The following is a 14,185-nucleotide window of genomic DNA, read 5'->3' as shown; positions in this document are numbered from 1 at the left end:
TACGGCCCACGGCTCGCGTGTGCTTGCAGCCCGCGGACGGTTCGTTCCGCGGGCGCGGCCCACGACCCGAGGCCCGTGCGGTCCTTGGGCCACGGTCCGTGATGCGGCTCGCGGCCCGCGCGGTTCGGGGCCCGTGGTTCGAGGCCTGTGCGGTTCTTGGGGCACGGTTCGTGGTGCGGCTCGTGTGGTTCGGGGTCTGTGGTTCGAGACCCGTGCGGTTCGTGGTGCGGCTTGCGGCTGGCGCGGTTCGGGCCTGTCGTTCGAGGCCCGTGCGGTTCTTGGGCCGCGGTTCGTGGCTTGCGGTCCGTGGGGGCGGCGTACGGTCGTGTGGCTGCTTGGCGCGGGATCGGTGTCGCGCCCTCCCGTTCCTTCGTGACTCCCGGTGCCGGTCGGCGGGCCAAGCCGCTTCGGTCGGCACCGGGTCGCGGACCCAGGCGGGGGCGCGAGAGTGGCGCTCTGCCAGGTCGGCCACGAGGGGGAGCGGTGCCATGCGCGGCGCGTCACGCGTACCGGGGCGGAGTTCGTGGTCTGCGCCCGAGAGCGCCCGGCAACTGGCGGGGTGCGGGCGGTGGCCGATCACGAAGGCGACGGCCGGCCGCGTTGGTCGGGTGAGGCCTTGGCGGGCGATGTACGCCGCTGGGTCGTGTTATCGGAGGTGCGTTGATGTTCGGCGGGGATGACACCGCCGCTGCCGAGCCCGGGGGAGCCGAGTTCGGCGGGCCCGAGTTCGGCGGTGAGAATCCGTGGCTTGCGGCTGACGGTGCGCCGCCTTCGTCGTCCGGCTCCGGCGCGGGCCGGGTTCGGCGCGGCCCGGTGGCGCCGGTGACACCCTGGGAGGATCCGGGCGGCGCCAATCCCTGGGCTGCCACGGCCGGCGATCCCCAGTCGTCGCCACCCTCCCCGCCGAGATCGCGCCCCTCTTCGCAGGCGGCGTCGGCGTCCGACAACCCGTGGATCTCGGCGGGCGATGCCCCGCCGCCGCGGTCTCTCGGGCGGGTGCCCCGCTCGGCGTCGGTGTCGGCGTCGGCGTCCGACGATCCGTGGATCTCGGCGGGCGATGCCCCGCCGCCGCGGTCTCTCGGGCGGGTGCCCCGCTCGGCGCCTGAGTCTGAGTCTGAGTCTCCGTGGACCACCGCAGTCGATGCTGGCAGATCGACCTACTCGGCACATCAGCCTGCGCCCGCAGCCGCTGACGATCTCGGTGGCCCTTTCGAGGACAAGTCGGAAATTTCCGGAATGGGCGGCGACGAGGGGAAGCGCGGGCGGCGAGGGGCGCGTGGGCGCGGGCGGGAGCGGCGCGACGCGGCGTCCGCGGCGTCGCCGTCCGCAGAATCGCCGTCCCCGGCGTCGCCGGCCGCGGCATCGCGGTCCGCGGCATCGCGGTCCGCGGCATCGCGGTCCGCGGTATCGCCGTCCGCGGCGTCGCCGACGTCGGGGCCGCGGACGGGGGCCTCGGCGCCCAGCGATCCGCGTGAGGTGGCGCGCGAGATCTGCCTGCGGCAGTTGGCGGTGCGGCCGCGGACGCGCGCGGAGCTTGCGACCGCCATGCGCAAGCGTGGGGTCGAGGACGAGATCGCGGCGGAGATTCTCGATCGGTACGACGAGGTGGGCATCATCGACGATGCCGCGTTCGCGCGGGCGTGGGTTGCCAGTCGGCATCATGGGCGTGGGCTGGCGCGGCGGGCGCTTGCGGGGGAGTTGCGGCGCAAGGGGGTCTCGCCCGACGAAGTCGGGGAGGCGCTCGAGGAGCTGGCGCCGGACGTCGAGGAGGCCACGGCGCGGGCGCTGGTGGCGCGGCGGCTGCGGGGGGAGACGCGCGGGACGCCCGAAGCCGTGTTCCGGAGGCTGGTCGGGATGCTCGGGCGCAAGGGGTACCCGCCCGGGCTCGCCATCCGCATCGTCAAGGACGCCATGGCCGAGCGCGACGACGCTGCCGAGTTTGCCGACGGGATCGATGCGGACGCGCTGGCCGATGCCGCGCTCGATCCCGACAACCAGTAGTCCTCCGGAGCGACGGTCGAGTCGAAGGCCGGGGGCATCCGTGTTGCTCGAGGGCCGATTGCCGGTGATCAACCGCGGTCGGAGGCTCTGTGGTGGCGTCCGGGCGGAGCGACGCTAGCTGTCGAATCGCCAGGTGATGGTGTTGCGCTGCGTGGTGGGACCGGGGCCGTCGAAAGCGGTTTCGGGGTGACGGGTGTCGATGGGTCGGTGGCGGCGTGCACGGTGTGTGGTGGAATGATTGCGCTGTCGTTCGGGGTGTGTTGCTCTGCGTCGAGCGTGTGTCACGGGGTGTTGAGGCGGTCGCCAAGATCACGACCGACATGCCGGAAAGATCCGGCCAAAAGTTGCTCCTGGGATGTTTCGGCAGGCGACGGTACTTGACGGACTTACGTCCCGTATGGTGCCCGATCATGAGTCCTTGACCGAAGCGCCCTTCACGACCTAGCCTCGGCGTTACCAGATGGAGACCGCCCAACCACCGCGGGTTTACCGCACAACATAGATCGCGTCACAGATCAGCAACACTTACCAGAGTTCACAGCAGATATGAGCGCCACGCCTTGCGGGAGGCGTTGGCGCTAGCGGCGACCCAGCAGCGGGGCTTTCTAAGCCTCGATATCGACGTACCTTAATGCGCAGTGGTCGGGCGTCTCCTCCACTACACCCGCCGTCGCAAGATGCGCGGCGCCGAGCGGAGCGAGGTGACGTCGTGACGGAGCGCGCCCATCTCATCCTCTGCGACCCCGGAAGCCCCAGTGGCCTGGCGGCCACGGGTGCGAACGTGGGACGAGCCGGCAACGGCGAGCGGCCCGCGCTCCAACCCGGCGGCCACGGCGGCGACCCCGGCGGCCACGGCGGCGACCCCGGCGGCCACGGCGGCGACCCCGGCGGCCACGGCGGCGACGCCGGGCGGTCGGCTGGGAAAACAAACGTTTCGGGAAACGTCAGTCGTATCGGCGCGGCGCCCATCGGGCTTGAGCGGGTAACCCGGACGGCCGGCCCAAGTAGGGTTGCATCCGGGGGCGGGACCGCCCGTGTTGACAGGGCGGTGGTTGTGAACAGAGCGTCTGGCGTCAACCGGGCGGGTGTGCACCCTGCGGCATCCGGTGAGGTGGCGGCATGACCGGGTTTCAGATCGCGCTGACCGTGGCGATGACCGTGCTCGGGGTCGTCGTGGTGGTCGTGCTCTTTGCGGCGCTCAAGGTGATCCGGCGGCTCGGGGTCAGCGCGCCCGGCGTGGCACCGGCGGCGGACGATCCCGCGTTCCTGGCTGAGAAGGATCGGCAGGAGCATTCGCTGGCGTCGTTGCGCACGGCGGCCGAGGATGCCACCGCGGCCGTCGACGAGGCGCGGGCGGCCGCTGCGGCGGCGCGGACCGAGGCGGCCGCGGCCAAGGCGGAGGCCAGCTCGGCGCGGTCGGAGGCGCGGCGGATTCTCGATGGGGCGCGGGCCGAGGCCGACTCCCTGCTGGAACGGGCGCACCGGCAGGCAGAGACCGACGCCGAGCAGGCCCGGGCGGCCGCGCGGCGGGCGGGGGAGCGCGAGGTCAACCAGCTCACCGCGGTGGCGAAGGAGCAGTCGCAGGATGCCGAGCGGCGGCAGCGCCGGCTGGACGAGCGGGAGCGGCTGCTGGCCGAGGAGGCCGAGCGGCTGGCGGAGCGGGACCGGCGCATCAGCAGTACCGAAACGGATTTGTTGGAACGCGAAGCGTCCTTCTCTCGGCGTGAGGCCGAGCTCGCCGAGGGAGAGGAGCGCCACCGCGAGGAGCTGGAGCGCATCGCGGGGCTGACGGCCGACGCGGCGCGCATCGAGGTCGTCGAGACCATCGAGGGGCAGGCCAAGCGCGAGGCGGCCCTGCTGGTGCGCGACATCGAGAACGACGCGCGCAACACCGCCGAGCAGCGGGCCCGGCACATCGTCGTCGACGCCATCCAGCGGGTCGCCAGCGAGCAGACCGCGGAGAGCGTGGTCAGCGTGCTGCACCTGCCCAGCGACGAGATGAAGGGGCGCATCATCGGGCGCGAGGGGCGCAACATCCGCGCCTTCGAGTCGACGACCGGGGTGAACCTGATCATCGACGACACGCCGGAGGCCGTGCTGCTGTCGTGCTTCGATCCGGTACGCCGCGAGATCGGGCGTCTGACGCTGGAGAAGCTGGTGCTCGACGGGCGGATCCATCCGCACCGCATCGAGGAGGTCTTCGAGCAGGCCAAGCACGAGGTGGAGCGGCTGTGCCACCGGGCCGCCGAGGACGCGCTGGTCGAGGTCGGCATCACCGACCTGCACCCGGAGCTCATGACGCTGCTCGGGCGGCTGCGGTATCGCACCTCATACGGGCAGAACGTCCTCAAGCACCTCGTCGAGACCGCCCACATCGCCGGCATCATGGCCGCCGAGCTGCGGCTGGACCCGGCGCTGATCAAGCGGTGCGCGTTCCTGCACGACATCGGCAAGGCGCTCACCCACGAGGTCGAGGGCAGCCACGCGCTGATCGGCGCGGACGTGGCGCGCAAGTACGGCGAGCACGACGAGGTGGTGCACGCGATCGAGGCGCACCACAACGAGGTGCTGCCGCAGACGATCGAGGCGGTGCTGACCCAGGCGTCGGACGCGTGCTCCGGCGGGCGGCCCGGCGCGCGGCGGGAGAGCCTCGAGGCGTACGTCAAGCGGCTCGAGCGCATCGAGGAGATCGCCGGCGGGAAGTCGGGCGTGGAGAAGGTCTTCGCGATGCAGGCCGGGCGCGAGATCCGGGTCATGGTGCGGCCCGACGACGTCGACGACATCGGGGCGGCGGTGCTGGCCCGCGACGTGGCGAAGCAGATCGAGGAGGAGCTGACCTACCCGGGCCAGATCCGCGTCACGGTCGTGCGGGAGTCGCGGGTCACCGAGATCGCCCGCTGACCCGCACGCACCACCGCGGCGCCACCGTGTGGGTCACCGAGATCGCCCGCTGAACCGCGCATACCACCGCGGCGCCGCCATGTGGGTCACCGAGATCGCCCGCTGACGCGCAAACCATGCAGAAACCACCTCGGGCCGGCCGCACCGCGCATATACGAAAAGTCGGAAATATCCGGACGTGCCAGCGTCTGGATATTTCCGACCCGAAAGCGGCGAGCGATCAGGGTGCGATCACGGAGTCCTTGACCATGTACGTCGACTGGACCTTGTACGCCCAGATCACCGGGTCCCCGGCGGACAGGTTGCCGCTGCCGTTGAACTTGATCTGGCGGCCCGTCGTGGGGCCCTTGCCGTTGTAGGTCGACAGGAACTTCAGCATCTCCTCGCGGGTGCCCTTGCCGGCCTGGAAGCCCGCCAGGAACACCGCCGTCGCGTCGTAGGCCTCTGGGCCGTAGTAGCTGGACTTCTCGCCGAAGGCGCCCTGGTACTTCGAGGCGTAGTCGGCGCCGGCGTCGTTGGACGGGATGCACGGGGCGGTGACGATCACGCCCTCGGCCTTGCTCTCCGTCTTCGTCACGAAGCTCTGCGTGAACAGCTTGTCGGAGCCGACGATCGGCAGGTTGGGCTTCGCGGCGCGCAGGGCCTTCACGAAGAGGATGCCGTCGTCGGACTGGCCCGCGAAGTACACGGCGTCCGGGTTGGAGTCGGTGACCTGCTTGACCGCGGCGGTGAAGTCGGTGTCGGTCTCACGGATCTGGACGAACTGGCCGGCGGACGGGCCGAGCTCGTTGGAGACCTGCTGGCGGCCGATCGTGCCGTAGTCGCTGTCGTCGTACACGATGGCGGTCTTCTTCGCCTTGAGCGTGTTCTTGATGTAGCGCGCGCCGGCGCGGGCCTGGTCCTCGTCGGAGCCGATCACCCGGTGGAAGACGCTCCAGCCCTGCTTGGCGAGCTTCTCGTCGGGCGCGAACGGGGTGATCATCGACAGGCTGGCGTCGTCGAGGATCTTGCCGGCGGCGAGGATCTCGTTGTCGTAGATGGGGCCGACCACGCCGATGACCTCGGAGTCCTCGACGGCGAGCTTGGCCTTGGCCGTGCTGCCCTCGTCGGTGCCGGTGGTGTCGAACTCCTTGAAGTCGACCTTGCAGTTCGGGTTCTTGGCGTTGAAGTCGTCGATGGCCATCTTGACGCTGTTGCGCATCATCTGGCCGTCGTCGGAGTTCTCGCCGCTGGACATGCCCAGGTAGCCGATCTTGTGGCCGCACGCGGGCGACACCGCGGGGTTCGCCTGCTGCGACGGGTCGTTGCCCCCGCCGCCGTTGTCCTTGCCGCCGACCGCCCACACGATGCCGGCGATCGCCAGCATCAGGACGAGCGCGCCGGCGCCGACGCCCACAATGAGCCCGACGCGGCTTTTTGGCTGCGGTGGTACGGCGGGAGGCGGCTGGACGAACCCGCCGGGCGCCGAGGCGGGTTGCGCCGACGTCGGGGCCGGCCAGCCGGACACGGGAACGGCCGGGTTCGCGGAGACGGGCTGCTGCGGCACGCCCGGCCGCTGCTGCGCGTACGCGGCGGGGTGCATGGGCACGCCCGGCTGCGCGGACACCGGCTGCCCGGAGACCGGGTGGCCCGAGACCGGGTGGCCGGAGACCGGGTGGCCGGAGACGGGGTGGCCCGAGACCGGCTGCGCCGGCACGGCGGGCTGGACCGGCGGCCGCTGCTGCGGCGCGTACCCGGCGGGCCGCTGCGCCGGCGGCGACGTCGGCTGCGCGGGCGCGTGGTGCGGCGAGACGGGCTGTGCGGGTCCCTGGTGCGGCGAGACCGGCGGCACGATCGGCATCGAGCCGGTCTGCAGCAGCGGCGGCAGGTGCGGCGTGTTCGACGGCATGCTGAACGACGGCGACACCGGCTGGCCCGAGATCGGGGCGGCCGACACCGGCGCCGCGGACACGTCGCCGCTGAGCTCGTTGCGGCCGGAGACCGGCGGGCCCGAGATCGGCGAGGAGGCGCCGCCGGCGGCGCCCGCGACCGGGGCGCGCCCGGTCGGCGGGGCCAGGTGCAGGGCGCCCTCCGCGACGACGAGCTCGGGCTGCTCGATCGCGGTCGGTGCGAGCCCCATCGCGCGGTGCAGCAGCGTCGCGGCGAGCGGGATGCGGCTGGAGCCGCCGACGAGGAAGACCGCGGAGACCGGGCGATCGCCGAGCGCGGCGGCGGTCACCGCGATCTGGGTAGCCGTCACCGTGCGGTTGAGGATCGGCAGGGCCAGCTGCTCGAGCTGTTCGCGGCCGATCGGCACGCTCTCGTCGAACAGCGGCACGTGGACGTAGGTGGTCGCGGCTCGGCTGAGCATCTCCTTGGCCAGCCGCGCGTCCTCCCACAGCTGCCAGGCGGCGCGGCGGTCGGCCTCGCTCTCCGGGCCGGTGAGCCGGCGCCAGTAGTCGCCCTCGCGGCCGCTGAAGTTCCGGCCGAGGTACGCCACCACGGCCGCGTCGACGTCCAGGCCGCCGGCGTCGGGCAGGCCCTCGCTCGCGAGCACGTCGAAGCCCCCGCCGGCGTTGCGGCGCACCACGCTCGCGTCGAACGTGCCGGCGCCGAAGTCGTAGACGACCGCGATCCCGCCGACCGGCACGTGCGTGCCGATGGTGGACACGAAGTAGGAGGCGGCGGCGACCGGCTCGGAGGCCAGCAGCGGCGCGGGCAGCCCGGCGGCGACCGCGGACTGGGAGAGGGTCTGGCGCCGCTGCGGCGGCCAGGTCGCCGGGTGGGTCATCGTCACCTGCGCGACCTTGGCGCCGGCGACGCGCTCGGCCTCGGCGGCGACCCGGCGCAGCACGCTGGTGATGAGCTCGGAGACGTGCACGTCGCGCTCGCCGAGCCAGACGGTGCCCTCCTCGACGCGGCGCTTCGGGTAGGGCTCGAACCGGTGCGGTTGCAGCCGCGCGGAGTGCACGGCGTCGCGTCCGGTCAGGATCGTGCCGTCGGCGTTGACGTACACCGCCGACGGCAGCAACGGGTTTCCGTCGAAGAGCAGGGGCTTGGTGCGCCCGTCCGGCCAGCGCAGCACCGCGACGGTGTTGGAGGTGCCGAAGTCGATGCCCAACCTGAAGCCGGTGTCCGCCACTCGCGCAGCGTACGCACCGGGCGCAACCTTGCCAATCAGACCAAAGTCCCGCCCGCGGCGCCGGTGTCGGCCGTCAACGGCACCGGTTTGGCCGTCGTCTTCTGCCGCTTGCCCCCGACCAGCCGTTTCTGCAGCCAGAAGGCGAACCAGGACAGCAGGCCGCAGGTGGTGATGTAGATCGCCGCGACGACGAGGTAGCTCGGCACGTACGGCAGGCCGAACGGCAGGCGCCCGCCGATCTGCTTGCCGACGTACAGCAGCTCCGGCAGCTGGATGATGAAGCCCAGCGCGGTGTCCTTGAGCAGCACGACGACCTGGCTGACGATGGCCGGCAGCATCGCGCGCACCGCCTGCGGCAGCAGGATCGACCACATCACCTGCGTCTTGCGCATGCCCAGCGCGTAGGCCGCCTCCGACTGGCCCTTCGCGACGGCGAGGATGCCGGCGCGGAAGATCTCGGCGAGCACGGCGCCGTTGTACAGCGTGAGGCCGATCACCAGCGGCCAGAACGGCCCGACCTTGTAGCCGAGCTGGATGGGGCCGTAGTAGGCGAAGAAGATGAGGATCAGCAGCGGGATCGCGCGGAACAGCTCGACGAAGAGCGTCGCCGGCGCGCGGAACGCGGCGTGGTCGCTCAGCCGACCGACGGCCAGCAGCGCGCCGAAGACCAGCGCGAGGACCGCGGCGGCGCCGGCGGCGCGCAGCGTGGTCAGGTAGCCGGCGAGCAGTTGGTCCTGGATGGCCTTGTACTCGAACTGCTGCCACTTGATCGAGTCGAACTGGCCGGTCTCGTTGAAGCGCAGGATGATGAAGGCCACCAGCGCGGCGATCCCGAGGACGGTCACGACGCCGAGGATCCGGTTGCGCAGGCGCGCCTTCGGGCCGGGCAGGTCGTACAGGACATTCGTCATCGTGCGACCCTCCAGCGCCGCTCGAGCATCCGCTGCAGCGTGACCAGCGGTACCACCAGGATCAGGAAGCCGATCGCGATCCACAGCAGGACGTAGATCTGGTTTTCGCTGCGCTCGGACAGGTACGCCTGGATCGCGCCCGCCTCGGCGACCGAGAAGCCGGCCGCGATCGTGGTGTTCTTCAGCATGGCGTTGAACACGCTGATCATCGGCGGCACCACGGTGCGGAACGCCTGCGGCAGCACCACGTTGGACAGCACCTGCGTGAAGTTCATGCCCAGGGCCCGGGCGGCCTCGGCCTGCCCGACGGGCACGGTGTTGATGCCCGAGCGCAGGGCCTCGCACACGAACGCGCTGGTGTACGCGATGAGCGCGATGCAGGCGCCGGGGAAGTAGTCGATGGAGACGTCGAGCTTCGGCACCGCGAACACCAGCAGCGCGAACACCAGCGTCAGCGGGCAGTTGCGCAGCAGCAGCACGTAGGAGGTGCCGAACCCGCGCAGGGCCGGGACGGGCGACACGCGCATGGCGGTGAGCAGGGTGCCGAGGACCAGCGAACCCACCGCGGCGATCAGGAACAGCTCGATCGTGGTCAGGAAGTGCGACCCGATGATGTCCCAGTTGTCGGTCAGGACGTGTAAGAACTCGTTCATCCGCAGCCCATCTTCATCCGCTGCCCGTCGTAAGGGAAAAGGCCCGTCGTAGGGAAACAAGGCGGGACGCCGCCCGGGTGGGCGGCGTCCCGAAATTCAGATCAGTACTTCTCGAGCGCCGGAGCCGTGCCCGCCGAGCCCGACTTGCCCAGCGTGCCGTCGTAGATCTTCTGCCAGGTGCCGTCCGACTCGGCCTTCTCCAGCGCGGAGTTGACGAAGTCGCGCAGCGCCTTGTCGTCGTGCGCCAGGCCGATGCCGTACTTCTCGGGGTACGGCTTGCCGGTGGTCGGGTCGGTGAACGGCTTGCCCACGACCTTCAGCAGGCTCGGGTTCTGCGCGGCGTAGCCCTTGAGGATCGCGTCGTCGGTGGTGACGGCGTCGACCTTCTTGTCGATGAGCTGCGAGACGCACTCGGAGTAGGTCTTGAACTCGACGATGTTGCTGTCCTCGGTGAGCTTCTGGTCGCGCACCCGCTGGATCGGCGTGGAGCCGGTCGCGGAGCAGACCTTCTTGCCCTTGAGCGAGGCGGAGCCGGTGATGGACGTGTCGTCCTTGCGCACCAGCAGGTCCTGCGCGGCGATGAAGTACGGGCCGGCGAAGGAGACGTCCGCCTTGCGCTTGTCGGTGATCGAGTAGGTGCCGACGTAGTAGTCGACCTCGCCACCCTTGATCGCCGTCTCGCGGTTGGCGGAGGCGACCTCCTTGTACTCGATCTTCGCCGGGTCGATGCCGAGCTTCGACGCGATCAGCTGGGCGATCTCGATGTCGAAGCCGCAGCGCTTGCCCGAGGCGTCCTTGTAGCCGAGGTTCGGCTGGTCGAACTTGACGCCGATGACGACCTTGCCGGCCGTCTTGATCTTCGCGAACGTCGGGCTGCCGGCGATGTCGACGCCGGTGGCCGGCGTGAACGACGTGCCCGAGGACGTGCAGGCGTCACCCTGCGCGGCCGGTGCGCCGGACGGACCGGCCGGCGTCTCCGGGGTGGGGGTGCCCTCCTTGCCGCAAGCGGCGAGGCCGAGCGAAAGCGTGGCGACTGCGGCGAAGGCCGCGATCCGCATGATTCGCATGTTCTGCCCTGCTCCTTCCATTACCTCATGGCCGCCCGGCGGCGTACCGGCCGGCCGCGGGCACACCGGGACCGGTGCGCCTGTTCTCATGTGCCGAGGTGTGCGTTGGTGTCAGTGGGGTGTGCGGCGCGGCCCTCAGTGGGCGCCGCCGCCTCAGTGGGTCAGGATCTTCGACAGGAAGTCCTTGGCGCGGTCGCTGCGCGGGTTGGCGAAGAAGTCCGCCGGCGCCGCCTCCTCGACCAGCTGCCCGTCGGCCATGAACACGACGCGGTTGGCGGCGTGGCGGGCGAAGCCCATCTCGTGGGTGACCACGACCATGGTCATGCCCTCGCGCGCCAGGCCGGTCATGACGTCGAGCACCTCGCCGACCATCTCCGGGTCCAGCGCGCTCGTCGGCTCGTCGAAGAGCATCGCCTTGGGCTGCATGGCCAGTGCGCGCGCGATCGCCGCGCGCTGCTGCTGGCCGCCCGAGAGCTGCGCCGGGTACTTCTGCGCCTGGGTGGCGATGCCGACCCGGTCGAGCAGGCCCATCGCCCGCTCCCGGACCACGGCCGCCTTCTCCTTGCGGACCTTGACCGGGCCGAGCATCACGTTGTCGAGCACGGTCTTGTGCGCGAACAGGTTGAACGACTGGAACACCATGCCGACCTCGCTGCGCAGGCGCGCGAGGGGCCGGCCCTCCTCGGGCAGCCGGGTGCCGTCGAAGACGATCTCGCCCTGGTTGATCGGCTCGAGCCGGTTGATCGCACGGCACAGCGTCGACTTGCCCGACCCCGACGGGCCGACCACGACGACGACCTCACCCCGCCCGATGGACAGGTTGATGTCCTTCAACACGTGCAGCTCGCCGAACCACTTGTTCACGCCACTGAGCACGATCAAAGGCTCGTCCGTCATCATCCGCCCCACTGCATAGCGATGCCCGTCAACGCTTCGGTGCGAATGACGTTAGCGGGGCAAAGGGCCTTGATCCGCGACACAGTGGTCACGGGGCGATAACGACGGGCGTTTTGCCTGACGTGTGCCTGACACGACCTGTTTGGTCACACTAGGCAACATGCGAATCCTCGTGACCAACGACGACGGTATCGACAGCCCCGGCCTGCACGCCCTGGCCGCCGCCGCGGCGAGCGCCGGGCACGAGGTGGTGGTGGCCGCACCGGCCGAGGAGTCCAGCGGGTCGAGCGCCGCGCTGCTGGCCGTCGAGGCCGGCGGGCGCATAGCCATGCGGGAGGCGGCTGTCACGGGTACCACTGCGGCATTTGCGGTTTCGGCGACTCCGGCGTTCATCGTCCTGCTCGCCACGCGGGGCGCCTTCGGGCCGCCGCCCGACGTCGTGCTGTCCGGCGTGAACCGCGGGCCCAACACCGGCGCCGCCGTGCTGCACTCCGGCACCGTCGGCGCCGCGCTCACCGCCGTGGCCAACGGCTGCCCGGCGATGGCGGTCTCCCTCGATGTGGCCGCCGATCCGGCTTCGGACGCCCGCGACCCCTGCTGGGCGACCGCGGCCGAGGTCGCCGTGAGCCTGCTGCCGCTGCTCACCGGCCCGTTCGCGCTCAATGTCAACGTGCCCGACGTCGAGGCCGGCTACCTGCGGGGCATCCGGCGGGCGCACCTGGCCGAGTTCGGCATGGTGCAGATGACACTGCGCGAGCGCGGCGAGGGGTTCGCGCGCATGTCGCTGGAGCAGATCGGCGAGGTCGCCGAGCCGGGCAGCGACGACGGGTGGCTGCTGGACGGCTATGTGGCGGTCACGCCGCTCTTCCCGTCCGGCGAGGCCGCCGACGTCGAGCTGCCGGGGCTCGTGGATACGGCCGGTGAGCACATCGGGGGCTAGTATTCGTCCTGCCATGACTGACAACCGCACCTTCCGCGTGATCACCTACGGCTGCCAGATGAACGCGCACGACTCCGAGCGCATCTCCGGCCTGCTGGAGGAGGCCGGCTACGTGCCGGCGGCCGGCGACGGCGAGCCCGACGTCGTCGTGTTCAACACGTGCGCGGTGCGGGAGAACGCGGACAACCGGCTGTACGGCAACCTCGGCCACCTGCGCCCCACGAAGCTCGCCCACCCCGGCATGCAGATCGCCGTCGGCGGCTGCCTGGCGCAGAAGGACCGCGGCGACATCGTGAAGAGGGCGCCCTGGGTGGACGTCGTCTTCGGCACGCACAACATCGGCTCGCTGCCGGTGCTGCTCGAGCGCGCCCGCCACAACGCCGCCGCCGAGGTCGAGATCCTCGAGTCGCTCGAGGTCTTCCCGTCCACGCTGCCGACCCGCCGCGAGTCGACCTATGCCGGCTGGGTGTCGATCTCGGTCGGCTGCAACAACACGTGCACGTTCTGCATCGTCCCGGCGCTGCGCGGCAAGGAGAAGGACCGCCGCCCCGGCGACATCCTCGCCGAGGTGCGCGCCCTGGCCGCCGAGGGCGTCCTCGAGGTCACCCTGCTGGGCCAGAACGTGAACTCCTACGGCGTCGAGTTCGGCGACCGCTACGCCTTCGGCAAGCTCCTGCGCGCCTGCGGCGAGGTCGACGGCCTGGAGCGGGTGCGCTTCACCAGCCCGCACCCGAAGGACTTCACCGACGACGTCATCGCCGCGATGGCCGAGACCCCGAACGTGTGCCACTCGCTGCACATGCCGCTGCAGTCGGGCTCCGACGCCGTCCTGCGCGCGATGCGCCGCTCGTACCGGGCCGAGAAGTACCTCGGCATCATCGACAAGGTCCGCGCCGCCATGCCGGACGCCGCGATCACCACGGACATCATCGTCGGCTTCCCCGGCGAGACCGACGCCGACTTCGAGCAGACCCTCGAGGTCGTGCGCTCGGCGCGATACTCCAGCGCCTTCACCTTCCAGTACTCCAAGCGCCCCGGCACCCCCGCCGCCACGATGGACGAGCAGGTGCCGAAGGCCGTCGTGCAGGAGCGCTACGACCGGCTGATCGCCACCCTCGAGGAGATCAGCTGGGCGGAGAACAAGCGGCTGGTCGGCTCGACGCTCGAGGTCCTGGTCGCCGTCGGCGAGGGCCGCAAGGACACCTCGACGGGCCGGCTCTCGGGCCGCGCACGCGACGGCCGCCTGGTCCACTTCGCCGCGCCCGCCGACGCGGGCATCCGGCCCGGCGACATCGTGCACACCGCCGTCACGTACGCCGCGCCCCACCACCTCAACGCCGACGGGCCGCTGGTCTCGCACCGCCGCACCCGGGCGGGCGATGCGTGGGAGTCCGGCTCGGTCACGCGCACGCCGGGCGTGAAGCTGGGGATGCCCACGATCGGCGCCCCGCCGCCGCAGCCCGCCGCGCACTGCTGACCGTCTCCGCTCGGCCCACCCGCCGCCGCGGCCCGCCGCCGGCCGCCTCGCCCAACTTGCCCTGACGTGCCGTCGCCGGGGTCCCTCCCAGACGCGTTGAGCAGCCTCCGCTGATCCGCTGCCGCTGGGGTCCGTCCGGGCGCCATGACCGGTGTCTCTGACTGGCTGGCGTGGGGCTTTTGCGACAAATTACCGGTCGGGGTATAAATCCGACAAG

9 protein-coding genes are annotated in these 14,185 nt (G+C 71.2%); 4 read left to right on the top strand and 5 right to left on the bottom strand.

All coding sequences use genetic code 11. The annotated features are described in order from the left end of the window. Positions 1–1,476: 1,476 nt before the first annotated feature. The gene (locus ABD901_RS09745) at positions 1,477–2,001 is read left to right on the top strand and encodes a regulatory protein RecX (RefSeq protein WP_345123515.1); all 525 of its coding nucleotides are present in this window, start codon (positions 1,477–1,479) and stop codon (positions 1,999–2,001) included. Between the two features lie 1,203 nt (positions 2,002–3,204). After that, complete coding sequence (gene rny, locus ABD901_RS09740; protein WP_425556673.1) at positions 3,205–4,902, top strand: ribonuclease Y; 1,698 nt, start codon at positions 3,205–3,207, stop codon at positions 4,900–4,902. Positions 4,903–5,122: 220 nt separating this feature from the next. On the opposite strand, the gene ABD901_RS09735 is transcribed toward rny, so the two are convergent. The 5 genes from ABD901_RS09735 to ABD901_RS09715 all read right to left on the bottom strand — a co-directional run bounded on the left by ABD901_RS09735 (position 5,123) and on the right by ABD901_RS09715 (position 11,554). Beyond that, positions 5,123–8,023 carry an ABC transporter substrate-binding protein gene (locus tag ABD901_RS09735; RefSeq protein ID WP_345123513.1) on the bottom strand — a complete coding sequence of 967 codons (2,901 nt, stop codon included), beginning with the start codon at positions 8,021–8,023 and terminating at the stop codon, positions 5,123–5,125. Between the two features lie 35 nt (positions 8,024–8,058). Then, positions 8,059–8,934, bottom strand: a complete 876-nt coding sequence (locus tag ABD901_RS09730; protein WP_345123511.1) for an amino acid ABC transporter permease — start codon at positions 8,932–8,934, stop codon at positions 8,059–8,061. Next, positions 8,931–9,587 carry an amino acid ABC transporter permease gene (locus ABD901_RS09725; RefSeq protein WP_345123509.1) on the bottom strand — a complete coding sequence of 219 codons (657 nt, stop codon included), beginning with the start codon at positions 9,585–9,587 and terminating at the stop codon, positions 8,931–8,933. The genes ABD901_RS09730 and ABD901_RS09725 overlap by 4 nt, the downstream gene beginning before the upstream one ends. Positions 9,588–9,688: 101 nt before the next feature. Continuing rightward, the gene (locus ABD901_RS09720; protein WP_345123507.1) at positions 9,689–10,654 is read right to left on the bottom strand and encodes a glutamate ABC transporter substrate-binding protein; all 966 of its coding nucleotides are present in this window, start codon (positions 10,652–10,654) and stop codon (positions 9,689–9,691) included. A 153-nt stretch (positions 10,655–10,807) separates the two neighbouring features. After that, a complete protein-coding gene (locus tag ABD901_RS09715) occupies positions 10,808–11,554 on the bottom strand; it encodes an amino acid ABC transporter ATP-binding protein (protein WP_345123505.1) in 747 nt (248 codons plus the stop codon). A gap of 157 nt (positions 11,555–11,711) precedes the next feature. Here ABD901_RS09715 and surE point away from each other — a divergent pair, with 157 nt between their 5' ends. Next, the gene (surE, locus tag ABD901_RS09710) at positions 11,712–12,491 is read left to right on the top strand and encodes a 5'/3'-nucleotidase SurE (RefSeq protein ID WP_345123503.1); all 780 of its coding nucleotides are present in this window, start codon (positions 11,712–11,714) and stop codon (positions 12,489–12,491) included. 13 nt (positions 12,492–12,504) lie between these two features. After that, positions 12,505–13,968, top strand: coding sequence for a tRNA (N6-isopentenyl adenosine(37)-C2)-methylthiotransferase MiaB (miaB, locus tag ABD901_RS09705; RefSeq protein WP_345123501.1), 1,464 nt, complete (start codon positions 12,505–12,507; stop codon positions 13,966–13,968). Positions 13,969–14,185: the final 217 nt, after the last annotated feature.

This window comes from Dactylosporangium darangshiense, assembly GCF_039537565.1.
GTDB classification, from domain to species: domain Bacteria; phylum Actinomycetota; class Actinomycetes; order Mycobacteriales; family Micromonosporaceae; genus Dactylosporangium; species Dactylosporangium darangshiense.
The sequence above is the reverse complement of the archived record's forward strand: the minus strand, read 5'-3'. Positions and strand labels throughout refer to the sequence as shown.